General features: G+C 37.1%; 13 protein-coding genes and 1 other annotated feature. Of the genes, 12 read left to right on the top strand and 1 reads right to left on the bottom strand.

Features of this window, described 5'->3' with window-relative positions; translation table 11 throughout:
* Positions 1-45: 45 nt before the first annotated feature.
* The 4 genes from Q1K37_RS07125 (at position 46) to ileS (ending at position 6,477) form a co-directional block, all read left to right on the top strand.
* The gene (locus Q1K37_RS07125; protein WP_300410853.1) at positions 46-1,275 is read left to right on the top strand and encodes an NAD(P)/FAD-dependent oxidoreductase; all 1,230 of its coding nucleotides are present in this window, start codon (positions 46-48) and stop codon (positions 1,273-1,275) included.
* Positions 1,268-2,560, top strand: a complete 1,293-nt coding sequence (locus Q1K37_RS07120) for an NAD(P)-dependent oxidoreductase (RefSeq protein WP_300410851.1) — start codon at positions 1,268-1,270, stop codon at positions 2,558-2,560. The genes Q1K37_RS07125 and Q1K37_RS07120 overlap by 8 nt, the downstream gene beginning before the upstream one ends.
* Before the next feature lie 11 nt (positions 2,561-2,571).
* Positions 2,572-3,048, top strand: a complete 477-nt coding sequence (locus Q1K37_RS07115) for a GAF domain-containing protein (RefSeq protein ID WP_300410850.1) — start codon at positions 2,572-2,574, stop codon at positions 3,046-3,048.
* Between the two features lie 26 nt (positions 3,049-3,074).
* Positions 3,075-3,273 (top strand) — a binding site (T-box leader).
* A gap of 105 nt (positions 3,274-3,378) precedes the next feature.
* Positions 3,379-6,477 carry an isoleucine--tRNA ligase gene (gene ileS, locus Q1K37_RS07110; protein WP_300410848.1) on the top strand — a complete coding sequence of 1,033 codons (3,099 nt, stop codon included), beginning with the start codon at positions 3,379-3,381 and terminating at the stop codon, positions 6,475-6,477.
* 47 nt (positions 6,478-6,524) lie between these two features.
* Here the strand turns inward: ileS and Q1K37_RS07105 are convergent, their stop codons facing one another.
* Entirely contained in the window at positions 6,525-6,812 is a 288-nt protein-coding gene (locus tag Q1K37_RS07105) for a DUF503 family protein (protein WP_300410847.1), read from the bottom strand.
* A 218-nt stretch (positions 6,813-7,030) separates the two neighbouring features.
* Here Q1K37_RS07105 and Q1K37_RS07100 point away from each other — a divergent pair, with 218 nt between their 5' ends.
* The 8 genes from Q1K37_RS07100 to Q1K37_RS07065 form a co-directional block, all read left to right on the top strand.
* The gene (locus Q1K37_RS07100) at positions 7,031-8,071 is read left to right on the top strand and encodes an ABC transporter permease subunit (RefSeq protein ID WP_300410846.1); all 1,041 of its coding nucleotides are present in this window, start codon (positions 7,031-7,033) and stop codon (positions 8,069-8,071) included.
* Complete coding sequence (locus Q1K37_RS07095; protein ID WP_300410844.1) at positions 8,071-8,832, top strand: ABC transporter ATP-binding protein; 762 nt, start codon at positions 8,071-8,073, stop codon at positions 8,830-8,832. Before Q1K37_RS07100 ends, Q1K37_RS07095 begins: the two co-directional genes overlap by 1 nt.
* Positions 8,833-8,841: 9 nt before the next feature.
* Positions 8,842-9,894, top strand: a complete 1,053-nt coding sequence (locus Q1K37_RS07090) for an ABC transporter substrate-binding protein (protein ID WP_300410843.1) — start codon at positions 8,842-8,844, stop codon at positions 9,892-9,894.
* 41 nt (positions 9,895-9,935) lie between these two features.
* Complete coding sequence (locus tag Q1K37_RS07085; RefSeq protein WP_300410841.1) at positions 9,936-10,346, top strand: DUF4418 family protein; 411 nt, start codon at positions 9,936-9,938, stop codon at positions 10,344-10,346.
* A complete protein-coding gene (locus Q1K37_RS07080) occupies positions 10,346-11,536 on the top strand; it encodes an FtsX-like permease family protein (RefSeq protein WP_300410839.1) in 1,191 nt (396 codons plus the stop codon). The genes Q1K37_RS07085 and Q1K37_RS07080 overlap by 1 nt, the downstream gene beginning before the upstream one ends.
* A complete protein-coding gene (locus Q1K37_RS07075) occupies positions 11,536-12,192 on the top strand; it encodes an ATP-binding cassette domain-containing protein (protein WP_300410837.1) in 657 nt (218 codons plus the stop codon). Before Q1K37_RS07080 ends, Q1K37_RS07075 begins: the two co-directional genes overlap by 1 nt.
* Before the next feature lie 596 nt (positions 12,193-12,788).
* Entirely contained in the window at positions 12,789-16,238 is a 3,450-nt protein-coding gene (locus tag Q1K37_RS07070) for a hypothetical protein (protein ID WP_300410836.1), read from the top strand.
* Between the two features lie 18 nt (positions 16,239-16,256).
* A partial coding sequence (locus tag Q1K37_RS07065; protein ID WP_300410835.1) for a Rib/alpha-like domain-containing protein occupies positions 16,257-21,705 on the top strand: 5,449 nt, incomplete at its 3' end.

Raw genomic sequence — 21,705 nt, 5'->3', positions numbered from 1 at the left:
ATGGCTGTCTCTAGCTTTATAGAAAGATATCCCATGGGAGGAATTATGGCTAAAATTGGAATAATCGGAGGGGGAGCCTCTGGAGTGTTTGCATCTATTCTCTTAGGAAGCAGGGGCCACGAAGTCCATGTCTTTGAAAGAAATGACAAATTATTGAAGAAACTTTACGCAACTGGAAATGGTAGATGCAACTTTACAAATACAAATATAGATATTGAAAATTATCATGGAGAAAACCCTAAGTTTCCCATGTCTATAATAAAAAATTTCGGATATTATGACTGTATAGATTTTTTTAATCAAATGGGAATAAAGGAGTTGGAATTAGACGAAGGAAAGGTCTACCCCATGAGTCTTCAAGCTGAAACTGTAGCCAGTAGTCTGATTTTGGAAGCGAAAAAAAACAATGTGATCTTTCATCTTAACTCATATATAAAACAGATTGATTTTAAGAAAGGTATAAGGATTTTAAAATATGATAACCAGGGGTTTAAATGCGACTATTTAATTGTTGCTACAGGGGGTCGTGCCATGGAAAAATCCGGATCCGATGGAAATGGATATGAACTGGTAAAAAACTTAGGACATACCATAACTAAAACCCATCCTGGAATAGTGCAGCTTAGGACAGCAGAAAAGCTTTATAAAAGGATTCCAGGGACAAAGGTTCCAGGTAAAGTCTATCTTCTAAGTGATGGCGTTAAGACAATGGAACAGTTTTCTGACGTCCTATTTACCGACTATGGAATTTCCGGGCCGGGCATCCTACAGATATCCGGTAGAGCCATAGAGGAGATTAATAGGGGCAAAAAGACCTATGTATCTTTGGATTTAGTTCCCTATTTTGAAGAAAATGAGCTATTTAATTTTCTTATGGCCTCCTTTAGTCAAAATGGATTCAAAAAGCCGGTAGACTGCCTTACTGGGGTCATCAATAGAAATATTGCAGAATGTATATTGGAAGACTTAAAGATTTACCATCCCAATGTATCGACTTTAACTAAAGAGGATGCCTTCAATATCGCTAAAAAGTGTAAAGACTTAGTTTTACAAGTGGAAGGATACAAGTCAGAAAAGGATGGACAAGTGACCTGTGGTGGCATAAACACAAAAGAAATAGACCCAAAAACCCTTAAATCCAAAATTTATGATAAACTTTACTTAATAGGAGAAATTGTAGATGTCGATGGAGATTGTGGCGGATACAATTTACATTGGGCTTGGGCTTCGGCATATGCCTGTGCCAAGGCCATAAATGAGGTGGAAAATGTTTAAGATGACAAGAAAGCTCCAAGAGCTTACAAATAGAGGACAGGAATTGAAGATAGCCTTAGTTGGTAGTGGAAAGATGGGAACGGGACTTGTTAACCAAATAAGTCGTATAAAAGGAATGACCACTTCCATTATCGTAGAGGAAAAACTTGATAAGGCAAAGCACGCTCTGATTTCTGCGGGCATCAAACCAGAAGACATAATTTATACCAACAATAAATCCCAGGCGGAATTGGCGATGTCCAAGAAAAATTATGTAATTACCGAGGATTATAGCCTTGCCTGTGAAATGGACTCAATACAAGGAGTTGTGGATGCTACGGGGAATCCTCCCTTTGGTGCAAAACTTGCAATTGAGAGTATAAAAAATTACAAACACGTAATTATGTTAAATGTAGAATGCGATGCGGTTGTAGGACCTATAATCTACGATATGGCAAAGAAACACAATGTAGTCTATACAGGAACTGCCGGTGACGAGCCGGGAGCCATTATGGAACTTGCAAACTTTGCAGTAGGTGCAGGTTTTAAACTACTGGCTGTTGGTAAGGGAAAAAACAATCCCTTAAACTTCTATGCAACTGAGGATGATTTAAGACAGGAAGCCCTATCAAAGGGACTTTATCCAAAGATGCTGACAGCCTTTGTAGATGGAACCAATACCATGATAGAACTTACTTCCGTTGCAAATGCACTGGGATTTACTCCAGATATCCCGGGTTGTCACGGACTTACAACGGATATCGAGTCCATGGCAAAACAGTTTTCTCTAAAGGAACAGGGAGGAGTTTTAAATAACTATAGAATTGTCGACTTCTGTTTTGGAATTGCCCCGGGAGTTTTTGCTGTGGTAACCCACGACACAAAGGAAGTACACGATTTGATGGGGTATTTGTCCATGGGTAAAGGTCCTAATTATATTCTATATAGGCCTTATCATCTAACTAGTTTAGAGACTCCAATTACGATTTATAATGCCATTGTGGAAAAAGATCCTACCATAGTACCTGAAAAAGGCCAGGTTTCAGACACTATTACCCTTGCAAAGAGGGACTTGAAAAAAGGACAGTCCTTGGAGGGAATTGGCGGAAAGGACGTCTATGGACAGATTGTTAGCCATATTGACCAAAGGAGAAAAAATCTTCTTCCAATGGGTCTTATTACTAAGAAGACAAAGCTAAAGGTGGATGTAAAAAAAGATCAACCTTTGACTTATGATATGGTAGAATTAGAAGAGGAACAAACTATAATTAAATTGAGACAAAAACAAGATGAATTAGGATTGTAGGGGGTAGGAAATTGAAGACATATGATGATATTTTAAGTTCCTTTTTAGATGAACTTATGAAATATAAAACTGTAAATGAAAAGCTACAAAGGGTTTCAGAACTAATCTATGACAATATGGAAAATGTAATTTGGGCAGGCTTTTATCTTATGGATAGAGATGGCGTTTTAATCCTTGGACCTTACAAGGGAGAACCTGCCTGCATTAGGATTCCTGTAGGTGACGGGGTATGTGGAACTTCAGCGCTCCTTATGGAAACCAAGAAGGTCTACGATGTATCCATGTTCCCAGGACATATTACCTGTGATGAGTCGGCAAAGTCAGAACTAGTTGTGCCCCTTATAAAAAATGATGTATGCTACGGGGTTATAGACATCGACTCAGATATAATAAATAATTTTACTGAAGAAGATCAAGATTTTGTGGAACAGATTAGAAATCTATTGGTAAATTCCATAGACTTCAATGCGGAAGTTCTTGACAAATAAAATCATTGATAATAGAATATAAACCATTAAAGACTTAGAAGAGCCCGTTCTTTTATGGAGGTTTCAGAGAGATTCGGTTTGGTGAGACGAATTGCTAAAGTAAAAGATGTATCAGCTTGGAGTTTAATATTCGATAGGTAGAGTATTACGTTATACGCGTTAAGTATTTGAGTGGTGAAGTATTGTTCACAATTTGGGTGGTACCGCGGAATTTTCGTCCCTAGACTTTCTAGGGGCTTTTTTAATGCAAAATTTTATTACCTATTTTAAAAGTTTACCACCATGTGAATTTGAAGTTAGAGAAAATAAAGAGATATGAAAGGGGAAGTTATGGCTAAATTTAGAGATCTTTCCGATAAGCTAGTAAGAGAAAGGGAAATTGCAACGGCTAATTATTGGAAGGAAATTGACCTATTACATGAAACAGTAAATCAAAGACCAGAAGATAAAAACTATGTATTTTATGATGGCCCTCCAACAGCCAATGGAATGCCAGGAATTCATCATGTCATCTCCAGAACATTGAAGGACATGAATTGTAGATATAAGACCATGAGAGGCTTTAGAGTTAAGAAAAAGGCAGGTTGGGACACCCATGGACTACCTGTGGAAATTGAAGTGGAAAAGAAGTTAAACCTTCACAATAAAAAAGAAATAGAAGACTACGGTGTGGAGGCTTTTAACAAGGAATGTAAGGCATCTGTCTTTACCTATGAGAAGGCTTGGAGAGAAATGTCCAACAGAATGGCGTTTATGGCGGACATGGACCATCCATATATCACCTTGGACAATGACTATATTGAAACCGTATGGTGGTTACTAGATAATATGTTCAAAAAGGGCCTTGTATATGAAGGCGCAAAGATTCTTCCATACTGTCCTAGATGTGGTACAGGTCTTGCATCCCATGAAGTTGCCCAAGGCTACAAGATGATAAAGACAGACACTATAATCGTGGCATTTAAGAGAGTGGACCATGACGAATACTTCTTGGCATGGACCACAACTCCTTGGACATTGCCATCAAACGTGGCATTGACCGTTGGCCCAGACATAGACTATGTACTAGCAGAGTCTAAGGGCAATAAGTACTATGTTGCAAAGGCCCTTGCAGACAAGGTTTTAGGTGAAGAGTACACAGTCCTAAAAGAACTAAAGGGAACAGAAATGGAATATATGGAATATGAACAGCTACTTCCATTTATAAAGCCAGACAAGAAGGCCTTTTTTGTAACTGTGGCCGACTATGTAAGTATTACCGACGGTACAGGAATTGTCCATACTGCGCCATCCTTTGGGGAAGACGACTACCAAACAGGTAGAAGATACGACCTACCACTAATCAATCCAGTTAACGAAGAAGGTAAGTTTGATGAAACTCCTTGGAAGGATATGTTTGTAATGGATGCGGACCTTGAGATAATTAAGTATCTGAAAGAAGAGGGAAAGGTGTTTAGAAAACAAAAGATCGAACATAACTACCCTCACTGTTGGAGATGTCAAACACCTCTTATCTACTACTCAAAGCCTTCCTGGTACATTGAAGTTACAAAGTTAAAGGAAAAGTTTATAGATGAAAACAATAAGGTAAACTGGTTCCCAGAATTCGTTGGAGAGAAGAGATTTGGTAATTGGTTGGAAAATCTAAACGACTGGGCAATTTCTAGATCAAGATATTGGGGAACTCCATTCCCAGTTTGGAAATGTCCAAATGGTCACACCACTTCAGTGGGTTCTAGAAAAGAACTTAAGGAAAGGGCAATTGAAGATATTTCTGAAGACATAGAACTTCATAGACCTTATGTGGACGATGTGCATCTAAGATGTGAAGAATGTGGAGAAATAATGACGAGGGAATCTGACGTTATTGACGTTTGGTTTGACTCTGGCGCAATGCCTTTTGCACAACATCACTATCCTTTTGAAAATAAGGACAAATTCTTTGAAGAGCTATTCCCAGCAGACTTTATCAACGAAGGTATTGACCAAACAAGAGGTTGGTTCTATTCATTATTGGCGATTTCTGTACTTACTACAGGACAAGCGCCTTATAAAAATGTTCTTGTCAATGATTTGATTTTGGACAAAGATGGAAAGAAGATGAGTAAATCCAGAGGAAATACCCTGGACCCAATCAAATTATTCGATGAATACGGTGCGGATGTAGTAAGATTTTATTCACTATATGTATCTCCACCATGGGTACCAACTAGGTTCGATGTAGATGGACTTAGGGAAGTTGAAAGTAAATTCTTCAGATCCTTTAAAAATACCTACAACTTCTTCAAACTCTATGCTAACACCGACGAAATCGACCCTAGAGACTTTTATATAGAACCAAGTGAAAGACCGGAAATAGATAGGTGGATTCTTTCAAGGTTCAATAACCTAATTAAATCCTATAGGGAAAACATGGACATCTTTGAAGTTACAAAGGTTGTAAGGGAAGTTTCAGACTTCGTTATAGAAGATCTATCCAACTGGTATATCAGAAGAAATAGGAGAAGATTCTGGAAGACTGAAGTAGATGAAGACAAAAAAGCTGTCTATAACACCACCTATGAAATCCTATTGGGACTAACTAAGATTATTGCACCATTTACTCCATTTATGGCGGAGGAGATGTATAGAAATCTTACAGATAAAGTTTCCGTTCATCTTGACTATACACCGGACTTTGATGAGGCTTTAATCGACATGAAGCTTGAAGAGAAGATGGATATAGTTAGAAGACTAGTTACCCTTGGTAGAGCTTCTAGAGAAGAAGTAAATATAAAAGTTAGACAACCACTAACTGAAATTGTGGTAGATGCAAAATATCAAGATACCATTTCCGACTTAGTTCCCCTAATCAAAGAGGAATTGAATGTTAAAAACGTGGAATTTAAAGAGGACTTGTCCCAGTTTATGAACTATGAACTAAAACCTGACTTTAAAGTAGCAGGAAGGATCTTAGGAAAGAAGATTAAGGACTTCCAAAACTACCTACAAGAGGTAAATGCAAAGGACTTCGTAAGTAAATTGGAGGAAGAGCCACAACTTGTAACATTACAAGGAGAGGAAACCGAGATAAAGAGGGAATATGTAGAAGTTAGGGTTTCAGCAAAGGAAGGCTTTGATGTCACCATGGACAACAACCTTTTTGTAATCCTAGACACTACCATAACTCCACAGCTTAAAGCCGAAGGCTATGCAAGGGAGTTTATCTCAAAGGTTCAACAGATGAGAAAGTCAAACGACTACGATATCCTTGACAATATCACAATAGAGTACCTTCCTACAGAGGAAGTGGAAAGTGCAGTAAAGGAATACGAAGACTTTATAAAAGAGGAAACTCTTGCAACAAAGATAGTTGTAAACAGAGAACTATCTGAAGAAAAGATGGATCTCAATGGGGAAGAAGTTTCTATAAAATTAAATAGAGCATAAAAATAACACCAATCCATACCTTTATATAAGGGTCTTGGATTGGTGTTTTATATTATCTCCTTATGGACTTCGATAATGCTACTACCAAGTTCTAAGTTGGAACTGATAAAAAGGTCAATCTTTTCATAGTAGCTGTCGCCAAAGGAAATGTCTGGAGCCAAATAACAAATTCCAAAGTCAAGATAATCTAAACTGTCTCTTTTATCCTCTTCCATGATGGAGATATTAAAGTTCTTTTTCAATCTATTAAAGAGTCTAAGCCTAAGGCTTCTCTTGTCCTTTATGGAAAAGACGGTATCTAATTTTATATGGTATTCCAAGTAAAAAATTCTCATATTAACCTCCAACAATTTGAGTATATCATGAAAAGGTTTTAGAGAAAAATTTTCAAAACTGGGCACATTTATTTAATATTACTATAAAACCCTCGAATAAAAAAGAATTTTAATATATGTTAAAAACTTATCAAAAACCTTGAAGCATGTGACGATTGTTGCTATAATAGCCCTTGGAGAAATTATTGATTTATTTAATATATCATGGAGGTGAAGTTTTGGAAGAAAAAATTAACAACGATGAACAAAGAGGGACCTTCGAATCCCTAACTCAAGAGGATTTAGAGGAGTTGGAAAAAAGGCCTAAGACCAAATCGGAGATGATTTTAGATAGAATTATCATATTCTTACCTTTTTTAATGGCCATGGCAGCCTTTGTGGAATATATCTACTGGCCCCATGACCCAAGAAGAGTTGCAACGGCACTGTATTCCTACTTTATTTTGATACAGGCAGGAATCATGCTAATCTTTGCAGTAGTGTCCCTTTTTAATAAGAATGTTTTTAGAAAATTTAGATATAAGGCACCCTTTTATACGGTGGTCTATCTGATTTTTATGGTTTACGATATTTTAACCCTAAAGACTGGAAAGCTTATGCTTCCATATTTCCCATGGGTGGATCAAGTTTTAAATTCAGCCTGGGGAGACAGGGCCTATCTTTGGGAATGTATCTATAATTCTGTTTATCTACTTTTAAAGGGCTACTTTATCGGTGCCATATTAGGAATTATTACAGGATTATTCTGTGGTTACTTTAAGAGTGTTAGGTACTGGATAAGTCCCTTTATGAAACTATTAGGGGCAATTCCATCCATGACCTGGCTACCTATCATCATGGTTTTAGCTTCCACTTTGCATAGAGCAGCGGTTTTTGTAATCGCCTTAGGTGTCTGGTTTGCCCTTACAACGGCTACCATGACTGGAATTAGAACCATTGACACTAGACTTTTCGACGCTGCCAAAACCCTGGGAGCAAGTCAAAAGAATCTTATATTGAACGTGGCGGTGCCATCTGCCATGCCAAATATATTCAGTGGACTAGTTCAGGGGATGTCAACTGCTTGTACTGCCCTTTTGGTAGCAGAGATGGTAGGGGTTGAAAGTGGTTTAGGATGGTACATCACATGGCAAAAGTCCTGGGCAAATTTTGACAAGATGTATGCCGCAATTGTAATCATCTGTCTGGTATTCTTAACGGTTAACTTTGTGTTAAATACCATTCAAAGAAAAGTACTTAAATGGAAGGAGCAGATATAATGACGGTTTTAAAACTGGACAATGTCACAAAGGTGTTCTCCAATGGACCTAACGACTTACAAACTGTCCTATCAAATATCAGTTTTGAAGCCAACAAGGGAGAATTTCTCTGTATAGTTGGTCCTTCTGGATGTGGTAAGAGTACTATTTTAAGACTTATTGCAGGCCTTATTCCAGTTACCAAGGGAAAGATCTTGCTAAATGGCAAAGAGGTCCATGAGCCGGACACCAATAGAGGAATGGTGTTTCAATCGCCGACACTTTTTCCCTGGTTAACAGTAAGGGAAAATATAGAGTATTCTCTAAGGATTAAGAAAAAGAAGAATCCTCAAGAGGTAAATAGATTGATATCCTTAATTGGACTTGAGAAAGCTTCCAATATGTATCCCCACCAACTATCAGGGGGGATGGCACAAAGGGTAAGTCTTGCAAGGACCATGATAAATAGTCCAGAGGTGTTTATGTTGGATGAACCACTGGGAGCCTTGGATGCCTTTACCAGGATGAGCATGCAGGACGAGTTGTTAAAGCTATGGCGAGATAAAAACAACCTGATGATCATGGTTACCCACGACATAGATGAAGCAATATACATGGGCACAAGAGTACTTATAATGAAGCCAAATCCGGGAGAAATAAAGGATATTGTCGACGTGGACCTAGAATATCCTAGGGATAGAACGGATTTAAAATTCACTGAACTGAGAAGAGATATAATGAAGAAACTTCATTGGGGAAAAGAAAAAATAGAAATAAAGTAAGGAGAAAAAATGAAAAAAATATTATCAATTGTTGCAGCTTTAGTCATCCTATTGACTAGCTGTACACCACAATCAAACCAAAATCAAAACGACAACAAGGAAAATGGAACAGAAGGGGCAAAAGTTACCCAAAACATGTCAGAAGAAGAAAAGGAAGAGGCATGGAAAAAAGAACCTATGTATGGTAAAAAAGTAAAACTACTTTTCAACGGAGGACTTTGTACTGCTGCAGCTCCAGTTGCTACAGTTAAAGGATTCTATGAAGAAGAGGGAGTGGATGTAGAAATCGTAAGTGGTACTTCTGCAGCTGACGCTCTAGGAACTGGAAAGGCAGAATTTTCTTCAGACCATATTGCAACACTTTTAGTTCCAGCAGCTAACGGTGTAAAGATGGTGTTTGGTAAGGGATTACATTCTGGATGTAAAACACTTTTTGTAAAAGCAGACAGTGAATATCAATCCACAGAGGAATTGAAGGGTAAAGACATAGCAATCCATGATGGAATTGGTGGAAGTGACCACAATATCTGTCTAAGATTTTTAAACCATGACAATATCAAACCAGAAGAAGTTAACTTTAAGGTTATCGATACATCAGCTTCAATGCAAGCATTAGAAAACGGAGAAATTCAAGCAACCCTTCTTTCAGACCAATTTGCAATACCATTTGTAAAGGAAGGTAAGATTAGACCAATTCGTTCAATAACTACAGACGAAGACTTTAAACATGAACCATGCTGTGTGCTTGCATTAAACTCTGACTTTGTAGAACAAAATCCTGTAACTTCAGAAAAGATAATAAATGCGGTTACAAAATCATCCAACTGGATTGAAGATAACAAAGAAGAATTCTGTCAAATACTTATAGACAACGACTGGTTAAGTATAGATAAGGAAGATGCAGTTAACTTTGCAAAGACCTTGAACTTTAAAATCGGTGACGATGTAACAAAGAACTCTTTAGAGGAAATCATAAACGACTATAAGAAATTTGAAATCTTAGATAATAGTATAGAAACAGAAAAGACATTAGAACAAGTTTGGAATCCTGTAGAACAATAGTCCTATTCTATAGATATCATTAAAACAAGGGGGAGATATGTATGAAGAGGGATATGAGTAAGATTTTTAACATAGGGGGAATAATACTTTCAGTATTATTGATTATTGGATTAAAGACCTTTGCTGCACCTTGCACCGGAATGGTAAAGACTGCAAAGGGCATGGAAATACCAATGAAATGTCATTGGTTAGCCGTTGCCTTAATCTACTTAAGCATTGCAGTAATAGTTATAGCAGTGGCAAATCTAATAAAAAAGGGAAAGACTTCCTTGGAATTTATAGGACTGGGAATTTTAACCATTGCAATAACCTTTGATAAAATCGGTATTGGAAAATGTAAAGTGGACACAATGCCATGTAACTTCACCAAGACTTTCACAATCATCATAGGAGCATTTTTGATTGTAATGGGAATTGCACAACTATTCATTAAAAATGAGGTAGAATTATAGTGTTTAAGCTGGCGGTAAGAAATGTCTTTAGAAGAAAGAACCAAGTCTTAATTGCCATATTTGTAACCTTGATCTCTACCATGGTTTTTACGGTGGTATACAATATTTACCATGAAACCAAGGTGGGGCTAAAACTCAACCAAGACAGAATGGGAGCAGATGTGGTAATTTATCCTGCAAAGGCAAAGAGCAATCCCCAGGACTTTCTATATAGTGGAGTTTCTGAAATGAAATATATAGAGGAAAAGTCTTTAATGGAAAAGATTCCTTTAGAAGATGTAGAAAATATTACAAATCAATTTTTTGTAAAGACCCTGCCGGGAGGACTTTGTTGCGGAACCGACAAGACCTACAGAATAGTAGGAGTGGACAACGAAACAGACTTTCTTATTAAGCCATGGTTAAAAGATGAAAACCTACAAAAGATTGAAGAAGGCAATATGATTCTGGGACAAAATGTTGGAGATGAATTTGGGAAAAAGGCATTTCTACTGAACAATGTCTTTGATGTAAAGGGAAAGCTCTATAAGACGGGAAGCGGATTTGACGAGTCCATATTCATGGACCTGGACACCGTAAGAACCCTAGGGAAAAACACATTTTCAACGGACTATTTCGATGAAAAGGACCCAAAGGACCTTATAACCACCTCCTTTATAAAACTAAAGGAGGGAGTTGTAGTAGAGGACTTCATTAAAAATTTAAAAGTAGAAGATTTGGGGGCGAAGGTAATCCACGTCTCCCAACTTCGAGAAGTCATAAAAGACCAAGTGAAGAGCTTTTTATCCATCTTCATGATATTTGCAGTACTGGTGTTTTTTGCAACGGGTATTGCAGTTTCAACCCTTTACAATATGATGGCAAAGGAAAGAAAATCGGAGATTGGATATCTACGGTCCATAGGGCTTAGCAGATTTCAGATCATAGAGGAAAGTTTTCTAGAAGTGCTAATCCAAGCGGGAATTGCCGGGGTCATAGGAGCTTTACTAGGAGGAGTGACAACGGTTCTTATTTCTGGACAGATAAAGAAGTTGATGTCACTTCCAATTGGCTACAATGTCAAAGGCATAATAATTTCCATGATACTTAGTATAGTTTTTGCCTTGGTCATAAGTCTTTTATCAACCATAAGACCAATCTTAAAAAATGCATCCATAGAACCTAGTCAAGCCATAACAGGGGGGATCTAATGTTAGAAGTAGAAAATATTACAAAGACCTTTACAACAGGTGAACTGGTGACTCCCATAGAAAATGTAAGCTTGAAGGTAAAAGAAGGAAGGATTACCACGATTTCCGGAGAGTCGGGAACGGGAAAATCCACATTTTTAATGGTCCTGGGTGGGCTTTTACAACCTACAGAAGGAAGACTCTTGGTAGATGGCAAGGACTTTTGGACTTTAGACGACAAGGAAAAATCTAAGATTCGTGCAACAGAATTTGGATACCTATTTCAATCCAGCGTTATGATAAAGGCCCTAACAATAGGAGAAAATATTCAATTTGCAAGTGAAATTGCAGGACGTAAGATAGATAGAAAAGAAATACTAGCTTTATTAAACGATCTTGGCATAGAAGATAAAATTAATTCCCTGCCCCACACCTTAAGTGGAGGACAGAGAAGAAGGGCAATGCTTGCAATTAACTATGGAAGAAATCCAAAGATAATAATTGCAGACGAACCTACTAATGACCTAGATGAGCACTGGAAAAAGAGGACATTAAAGGTATTCGAAGACTGGAAACAAGAAGGAAAGTCCATCATCCTGGCAAGCCATGACCCAGAAGTGGAAAGCTTAGGAGACATCAAGTATATAATCAAAAACAAAACATTAATAGAAAAATAGAATTCCCTCGGTGTGAGCCGAGGGTTTTTTAAGTTCACGTAGGAAAATGTTACAAAATTGTAATTTTTTAAAATTACTTAATTATTAGGTAATTTCTCTAGAGGCATTGGAATAGCAAGCCTGTATGAAAATTCAAAATATTAAAATTATGTTAAATCTTTCTGTGTATATAAAAGCGTTGACTCTTGTGATTATTCTTATTATAATTAAAGTTACTAGAGAGGGAAGAAATCTATAAATATGCAAACAATAACATTAAAATTAGTTGATTTAAATTATATCGGATTATAAAATGCTTATTTTTTTCTTGCAGATATATTAAATATCAATATAAAGAGAAAAATATTGATAAAATCCAAATGTTATTAGAGCTTTTTCCTTACTCTTTTACGGATTAAATTCTAGTTTTTTAAAAGTCTTTTTAAAAGGAGGCGTTTCAAAACTTTTATATTCTAAATAAGGGACATTCCCATATCGTGATATTTTAAATTGGTTATCTAGCAATATGCTTCAAAAAATTGTATTTCAAAGAGGTTCATTTTGATGGTGCTGTCAAGATGTTAAATTTAAAGCACAATAATTATTAGGAGGATGAGATGAATTATAAATTAAAAAGGATACTTTCTCTACTACTAGTAGCTTTTATGTTTTTGGGTATAGTACCTACAAATACTAAAGCTGCAGTACCCCTTGCAAATTGGGAAGAAAGTAAAGACAATAGTGACTTTTGGCCTACACCACCAGGTGTTACCTATGATGATAGGGGGCTAACGACTACACCTTGGGTTGACTATGATATAGGTTTCCAAGGATTTTCAGTAGATGGCGAAGGAAGAACTGTTATTAACCTAAAGTTAATGGCTTATTCTAGTGCCGATCCAAATACCGTAGTAGCAAAATACAACTATCAATATGCCCAATTTAAGGTCAATCCAGAACTGGATTCTATGATAGATTGGGATAAGTCTTTTGTTGGAACTTTAAATTATCAAAATGATTCAACTAAGAATTCAGCAACAGATAAGATTAAGTTTTCAAATTCAACTCCAGCTCAACAGGGAGTTCGACAAGTAACTGTAAATCAACTAGTAAAGGGAGGTTCTTTTGCCTCACAAGTTTGGAACAATCCAATTAAACTGGTTTTAAAGGATGGTATCACCCAAAAAAATCTTGGGAAGGATTATTTAATTCAATCTCGTTTTTTAAATCTATCTCAAAATAGATACTTTGCTAAGATTAATAGGAAGCTTACTACAGGATTAAATGGATATAATGCCTATACTTTTTCTACTATAGTGCCAGGAAAAAGTTCCATTAGAGCAGGGGAAATAGAAAATAGAAAGACTTACAACTATGCACCTAGTACATCAAATGCAGCGCAAATACCTTTATTTACCCAAAGAACTGTTCTAACAAACTATGACGAAGAAAACCATAGATTGGTAATTTTTCATGGTTATATTAAACAAGCATCCGATTACACCAGTCTAGATTCTGGAAATATCGGCTATAGACTATCCTTTGACTCTAGATTTTCACAGTATCTAAAACCTGATGAAAATGGAGAAGTAGGATTTGTAACCATGAGAGATACCAATATGAAGCCCTATTCCAATACGAAACAGGCGCCGTTGAAGATGGGTAATGTGAATAAAATAGGAGAAACCAATGTTTTTCAACTGGGTTCTAACGCTTTCAAAAAAACGGATTCTATTGAAAATAACGCTGTGATTACCGATGATATTAGGCAGGTATACTTTCATTCAGCGGCAACTCTAAATAACTTGTTTACAGTATCGGTTTTCAATATAGACGAAGACAAGTTGATGAAAGAATCTTTTTCGGATCCAAATAAAGTTTTGGAAAGTTTTGCACTAAGGGTAGCCTTTATACTAGATACTCCTGATGTTGACTATAACAATGTTACAACTAACGGTTGGTCGAAGTATTCCTATACTGCAGATGAAGATATTAAAATTCCAGCCGGTGGAAAGATCACAATAACTACAGATAAATTATTCGGTTCCAGTTTATTTGGAATAGATGCTAGTGGAGACAACTATGTAACAGTAGCAAAGCAATTGTTAGTTAACATTGGTGGTAATGAAGGTATGACTTATCTAATGCCTTCAACAACTGGAGAGTATAGAGGTCTTACAGCGGTTCAAAACACTCAAAAGGCTAGGACTTTTGAAATTCCATTTAGGGAAGGACAAACTATAAAAGCCAGACAGACTATAGATGTTCTTATACCGATGGATGTGTATAAGGAAGCGGGAACCATTAAGGACGACAATGCTGTTAATATTTACTTTAATGGAGACGCAACAACTGCAACAAAGACTGCTAAGATAAGTTCAGTCCAAAGGAATAAAATAAAACCAGCAAGAACTTTAGAAAACTCTGACAAATTAGCAGGTGTAGTATTTGATAGAACGTTGATGCCTGTGGTGGATGAAATCTTTACAGATTCCACAACTTATACAGGACATTCTCTATATCAAGAGAGTATGGTTACAGGTTTTAATGCTGTTGATACTAATAAGAAAGAAACTGTGACCACTGCTGCAACACCTGAAGAGACCACTGTAAAGGGTGTAAATTATCAATATACCTATAAATTTACCAATACAGATTTTGCAAAACCAATGGTAAAGGATCAACCTATAGAATTCTTCAACCAAGATGATGGTAGGCTTGCTTCAGAAACTGTTACAGAACAAGTTCAAGCAAAAGTTAATTTTGATTTAAATGGCGGTAATATAGCTGGTTCTACTACAGCTATAGAAAAGATAGCTCCATTAAATGAAAAATATTCAAATGACCCTGCATATCAAGGTAACGGATTTGAAGGACCTAATATAAAATATATAAATGGAATATTGGCAGATCACAATGGAGAAGCTTTAAAAGAACCAGAGCTTGGCAAACGCCAATATCCAGGTCATGAAACTTTTATAAGAACCCAAGATCCAGTAAAGGGTACTTTACAATTTTTGGGATGGTCAACAAAAGCTTTAAGTAGTCAAGCAGAAGTAATGTCCTTTGCTAAAGCTGAAACACTTACAGATATTTCTGACTGGAAAAATGTTGATAATGGAAGTACAGTTTATAGATTTACAGAAACTTCACCTATAGACACAGGAAGGACGGTTTATGCAGTTTATGGAGACCCATCAAGAGTAGCTGAAAATATGAAACAGTCCTATGATGAAGCAGCTGACAAACAAGGAATCACAGGAAATGTTTCTGGAGTTACTACTTCCAATCCTTTGGCAACTGGAACAGTTGTAAAACTTGTGGACAAAGATGGAAATCCTATTAACGGAACTGACGGAAAACAAATTACAGCTACAGTAGACTCACAAGGAAAATTCACTTTCCCATTGACTGGTTTAACACACAACCAAGAAGTTTACTTTGTAGTAGAAGAACCTAACAAGTTCCCAAGTGAAAAGACAGGTCCTGTAAAGCTGGATTTACAAGCGCCGACAGAAGTTTCAGGAAAAGAACTTACCATTAAACCTGATTTATTTAGCTATATGGATAAGATTACCGGTTCAGTGACAGATCCAAGTAGGATTTTAAAGGTTACTGTAAAGTCTGGAAATGGTAATGAAATACCATTAAAGTATTCAACAGTAAACAATAACCTAGTTATGGATATTAATGACGATACCTTAAAACAATTGGGTGAAGCTAAGACCTATATTATTACTATCTATGATTCTTTTGGTAATAAGGCAACTAAAGAGCTTGGAGTAAGTGCTGTTTTGCCAGAGTTTGTTCTAAAAGTTAATAGACCACGAACAGGTTCTACAAAAATTTTCGTAGAAGGACAAGCGAATGTATCTTTGAAGATTGAAGTTATAAGAAATGGTCAAACCATAACTTTGGATTCGGCTAAATTAAATAGTCAGGATCAAGAAACAATCAATTTAACAAAGTCTAGCGAACCATTTAAGTTAGCTATAAGAGATAAAATAAGAATAACAGGAAGTCTTTCAGGGTATAAAGATGCAGTTTATTCTCAAACAATACGTTAATATTCACGAGGAGGAAATATGAGAAAACAAAATAGAATTCTCTCCCTTCTCTTAGCCTTAGTAATGATCCTTGGAACGGTTAGCCCTGCCTTTGCTGCAGGACTGACTAATCAAGGTCAGACTAAAGGCCAAGAGATTGTAGGAGTTCAAAAAGGTAATAAATTAGTTTTTGATTTATCTCAAAAACCTGATTTAAAAAAGCTAAGTTTCTTTAAGGCTGGAGGCTTTGCTGCTCCTTTAGCAACACCGGACCCAGTCTATGAAGAAAATAAAGTACTAGTAAATGTGGTGCTTCACGGACTAAATGGAAAAGAGTTTGAGTTTGATAAAATTTTTCCAAATGGTGCTAATTTGGATTATTATACCATTGATAAATCAGATGTAGAAACTACTACTAGCCGTACATTTACGCCAGATAATTTGAATTTGGATTTTGGGAAATTCCCTCAATTTGATATTAGCAATGACGCCGCCTTATACCTAAATACAACTGGGGTAATAGGAAAAGTTGTGGAAAAGACATCAACCCCTTCTCAGGGAGATTTGGGAACAACGATATATACTATGGATCTTTACCAAGTGGCAAGTACCGAGGTGGAATTTTCTACTACAGATGCTGCGACTAAAGAACTTGTAGACAATCCTACAGGAACCTACACTTATACTATAGGAAGTCAAAGTAAGAATGAACAAACAATTCCTTCAAATATAGATCCTGTTGATCTATTTGAACTTTATGAAGTTGAAGGCGTTTATACTGGAAACTTTGACGGAACCCAAACTCCTCAAGTTTCATTAGAAAATCTAAACAATGGATATATTGTACAAGGGGAATATGCCTACAAGATAGAAAGCCAAACCCAAGTTAGTAAATCCGATCCACTGGAAGTAAAGCTGGTTCGAAAGGCTTTAATCACTACTAACAATCCAAGTGACCAAGACTATGTAGCGGTGACCTTTAATTCTATGAACAATGGAACGCTTAAGGACGGAAGCAAAGAGACTACTTTTTATGTACTAAAAGGCGTTACGGTTCCACTAGCTAGCCCAGAAATTGTTGCAAACCCTGGCTATACTTTTACTGGGTGGGACAATCCTGTGAAAGAAGTCTACACAGAAGATACACAGCATTTGGCCCAATATGACCACAATAACACCGACGATATAATTATCCCATTCACACCAGTAGACCCAGCAAACCCTATTGACAACAATGATGCCAATACACCTGAAACAGGTTCTGATGGTGGTAAGGTAGTCTTAAACAACTATGTTCGAGTAGCATTTAAGGTAGATCCAAGTGGTTCTGCCCTATTAAGCTTTGGAAATGTGAGAGACAAAGAAGTTATTTCTGCTTTGGTTAAAAAAGACACTGCTTGGACCAATATAGGACTTGCAACCTACACAGAAAAAAATGGCTACGCTTTTTGGTATTGGAATGACGCTAAAGGGGACACAGTAACAGACGGAGAAATAAGGACCGCCTACTTTGTAAAATCTGGAGACGATATAACAGGAAAGGACAACCCTCTTCCAGAAGGCTACCATAGAGTAACAATTACCAACGGGCCAGGGATTCTGACATACGAATTGTTTGGCAAAAGTTATGCGGTAAAAGATGGGGAGACTTTAGATGCATCTAAATTTCCAAACCTTGCAAGATTATTAGATAACAATTACAAGGACCCAAAATGGAACAATGGGGTAGATACAGTAGAAGATCCTTCCACTGTTCGAATAACAGAAGATATTACTTTTACTGCTACCGCAACATCTTCCTTGTTTGATAAAGATAATGTGGCTTCAATAGCTATAAAAACTCAACCAAAACTTTCATATATTGAAGGAGAAAAGCTTGACTTATCTGGTCTTGTGGTGACCTTAACGGACAATAATGGCAACACCCAAGATGTACCTTTTGCTTTATTTGATAGTTATGGATTAAGCGCAGACTTTGAAGATGGAGCAGGACTAACTTCAAATGATAAAGACAAAACAATTACCATTACTAAGGGTACTCTAACAGCAAGTACAGAATCCTTAAAAATTCAAGAAAAGTCCAAGGAAGACTTAATTCCCTTTGTACCAGAAAACAAGAACGACCCTGCCAATATTAACGATGGAAACATTCCAGAAACTGATGGAAAAGGGTTGGTAATTGTAAAAGACGACTATGATATAGTTGCCTTTAAAATAGAAGATATAGCAAAGGGCAGCTTAACAAGTAAGGATGTAGCAGAAAAAGAAACCATCTCCATCCTATATCTTGTTAGAAAAGATGGAACGATAAATTCATTTAACGACGTAGTTCCTACCGTAAATGAGCAAACAGAGTATAGCCTTTGGTACTGGGATGAAGAAAAAACACCAGGAACAGCCGTAGCCGGTACAGATGCAATTGCAAATGGAAATATTTACACCGCCCATTTTGTGACCCAAGGCCAAGAAATTTCTGCTACAGACCCAGCTCTTCCAAGTGATTTTGTAAAGGTAACCTTTAAGGCGGGTGAAGGAGTAGAAGAATTTGCCGAGAAGACATTAGCTGTTAAAAAGGGGACAGCAGAAGCGAATTTACCAGGAAGGCCAGATACCGTGTCTTTAGAGGGATATTTAAGTGAAGTAAAATGGACAGCAGAACCTTCTATAGAGGAAACAGGTATTCAAACGGACACTGTCATTACTGCAACGGCCGTGAAAAAGTCTACCCAAAAAGTGATACCTTTTATTCCTGCCAATACTTCCGATCCTTCCAATATAGAGGATGATAATGTCCCAACAACAGACAGCGACGGAAACACCATTGTAAAGGACGAATACTATGTGGTTTCCTTTAAGACAGAAGATATAAATAAGGGAAATTTAACCAAGGATGCCATGGCGGACAAAGAAGCCATATCCTTCCTTATTAAAAAAGGTGTGGTAAAGACCTTTGGAGACTTAAAACCTACTGCTAATGCTTTAAACGGCAATACCTTCTGGTATTGGGATCACCAAGAACAACCAAAGGTAGCTGTAGAGGATTCACATCAAGCCGTTAGAGGTGATGTTTTCATAGCCCACTTTATAAAACATGGCGACGAGGTAGGAGTACAAGATCCAGCCTTCCCAGAAGGATTTGTTCATGTAACCTATGAAGTAGGCATTGGAGTAAACAACTTTGAAAGTAAGACAGTTGCTGTAAAAGCTGGTACAAAGGAAGCTGATCTTCCAGGAAAACCAGAAGTAACTGTTGCAGAGGGCTTTACAGGAGACATTAAATGGACTCCTCAGCCAGCAATAGATGCTGTATTGGGAATTCAAGCAGACACTAAGCTGATAGCAACGGCTGATAGAATATCTATTCTAGATACTATTCCTTATATACCAGTAGATACTTCGAATCCAACCAGTCCTGATGATGGCAATATTCCTACCAAGGACAAAGATGGAAATATAATAATTAAAGAAAAATACGATATTGTTACCTTTAAGACAGAAGATAAAGCAAAGGGCACTCTTCATGAACAAGATCTTATTGGTCAAGAGATAATATCTCTATTGGTAAAAAAAGACGCTGAAGACAAAACTTTTGGAACCATAAAGGTAAAAGTAGACCCAATGGATGGAAATGAAGTTTGGTACTGGGACGAAGCAAAAGCAACAGGAAAACTAGTATCGGATACAGAAAATATTGTGGGTGGAAATATTTACACCGTTCACTTTATAAAATCTGGAGATGACATTACTGGAAGTGAAGTTGCCTTGCTAGAGGGTTATGTAAAAGTAACAGTAGCAAAAGGCGAAGGAATTAAGGATAATGACCTATTTGGAAAAACCTATGCTGTAAAAACAGGAGATACGTTAGATATTTCCAAGTTTCCAACTCTAGCAGACGTTCTTGCAACAGAATATAAGGATCCTATTTGGAGCGATGCAAGCCATGCGGTTACAGATCCTTCATCTATAACAATAAATGAAGAAACAACTTTTACTGCAACAGCGACTACGGCTATCTTTGACAAAGAAAAGGTAACCGACATGGTTATAAAAACCCAACCAAAACTTTCCTACATCGATGGACAGCCTTTAAACCTATCAGCCTTAGTGGTAACATTAACCGATAGCAATGGAAACACCCAAGACGTTGCCTACGGAAACTTTGGAGACTATGGAATTACAGTTGACTTTAAAAATGGAACCAAGATGTCTTATCTAGCCAATGATGGCCAGCCCATCCATGTAATGAAAGATACTTTAAACGTAGCAACAGAGAATCTATCTGTTACTCCAAAAGATGTTTTCGAAACCAATCCGGATGATCCACAAACACCAGAAGGCTTTGTAACAGTAATCTTTGATCCAACAATGGAAGGTACTTTTAGTGATACAAGCACAGTAGGACTTGGAATTAAAAAAGCTTATAACGTAAAAGTGACGTTAACTTGGACGGAAGCTGAAATAGCAGGACTAAAAGTTCCTACAGCAGTTTACAAAGACGAAACTAAAACTTTTGATAGTTGGGAACCAGAACTACCAATAGGTTCAGAAAAAGTAGTTTCTAACACTTATGTGGCTCAGTACAAAGAAAATAGAGATGCATTCGAAACTGATCCAGCGGACGCAAAAACTCCTCAAGGATATGTATTGGTGGTATTTGATCCAACAGCAGGGGGAACTTTAAATTCAGATCCGTCTATAGACCAAGGAGTTAAAAAAGCTTACAACGTAAAAGATAGCTTAAGCTGGGGTCAAGCAAAAGAAGCAGGATTGGTAGTTCCAACAGCAAGATACAAAGATGAAACCCAAACCTTCAGTAAATGGGATCCTGCCTTGCCAGGAGATGCTGATACTGTAGAAACGAAGACTTATACAGCTAAGTATGTTCTGACTGCAGATGTAGTAGCACAAAACCCAGGCGAAGAAAAGCCAAATGTTCCAGACAACTATGTACTAGTAGACTTTAGTGCAGGAGACAATGGAACAATAGCAGAAGATCAAACAATAAACTACTGGGTAAATCCAGAAAAAGAAGTAACATTAACAGCTCCAACAGTAACTCCAAACGCAGGTTACACACAAAAAGAAGGAGCAGAAGCTTGGGATCACGCATTAACAGGCACATTTGCAGAAGTAACAACAATAACTGCACAATACAATGCTGAAAACGAAGTTTACGAACCAGAAGCAAAACCTGTTGAAAAAGACTTCGGAACTCCAGTAACAGAAGATGACGTTACAGGATCAGTAACAGTTCCAAATTATCCAACTGATGCAGAAAAGCAACCAGTAGTAACTGTAGACGAAGGTCAAACACTACCAGATGGAAAGACACCAGGAACAACAGAAATCAATGTAACAGTAACTTATCCAGACGGAACAGAAGATAAGTTAACCGTTCCAGTAACAATAAAACCACAAGCTGAAAACGAAGTTTACGAACCAGAAGTAACTCCTATAGAAACAAACTTAAACGTTGATCCAAATGCAG

This window comes from Lagierella sp. (assembly GCF_029983815.1).
Lineage (GTDB): Bacteria > Bacillota > Clostridia > Tissierellales > Peptoniphilaceae > Mediannikoviicoccus.
Note: the sequence above shows the minus strand (reverse complement) of the source record. Positions and strands in the feature narration are given on the sequence as shown.

Bases quoted from the DNA above. Each gene is read 5' to 3' on its own strand.
- Q1K37_RS07075 (WP_300410837.1), top strand. From the start codon at position 11,536: ATGTTAGAAGTAGAAAATATTACAAAGACCTTTACAACAGGTGAACTG.
- Q1K37_RS07085 (WP_300410841.1), top strand. From the start codon at position 9,936: ATGAAGAGGGATATGAGTAAGATTTTTAACATAGGGGGAATAATACTT.
- ileS (WP_300410848.1), top strand. From the start codon at position 3,379: ATGGCTAAATTTAGAGATCTTTCCGATAAGCTAGTAAGAGAAAGGGAA.
- Q1K37_RS07105 (WP_300410847.1), bottom strand. From the start codon at position 6,812: ATGAGAATTTTTTACTTGGAATACCATATAAAATTAGATACCGTCTTT.
- Q1K37_RS07120 (WP_300410851.1), top strand. From the start codon at position 1,268: ATGTTTAAGATGACAAGAAAGCTCCAAGAGCTTACAAATAGAGGACAG.
- Q1K37_RS07095 (WP_300410844.1), top strand. From the start codon at position 8,071: ATGACGGTTTTAAAACTGGACAATGTCACAAAGGTGTTCTCCAATGGA.
- Q1K37_RS07090 (WP_300410843.1), top strand. From the start codon at position 8,842: ATGAAAAAAATATTATCAATTGTTGCAGCTTTAGTCATCCTATTGACT.
- Q1K37_RS07125 (WP_300410853.1), top strand. From the start codon at position 46: ATGGCTAAAATTGGAATAATCGGAGGGGGAGCCTCTGGAGTGTTTGCA.
- Q1K37_RS07070 (WP_300410836.1), top strand. From the start codon at position 12,789: ATGAATTATAAATTAAAAAGGATACTTTCTCTACTACTAGTAGCTTTT.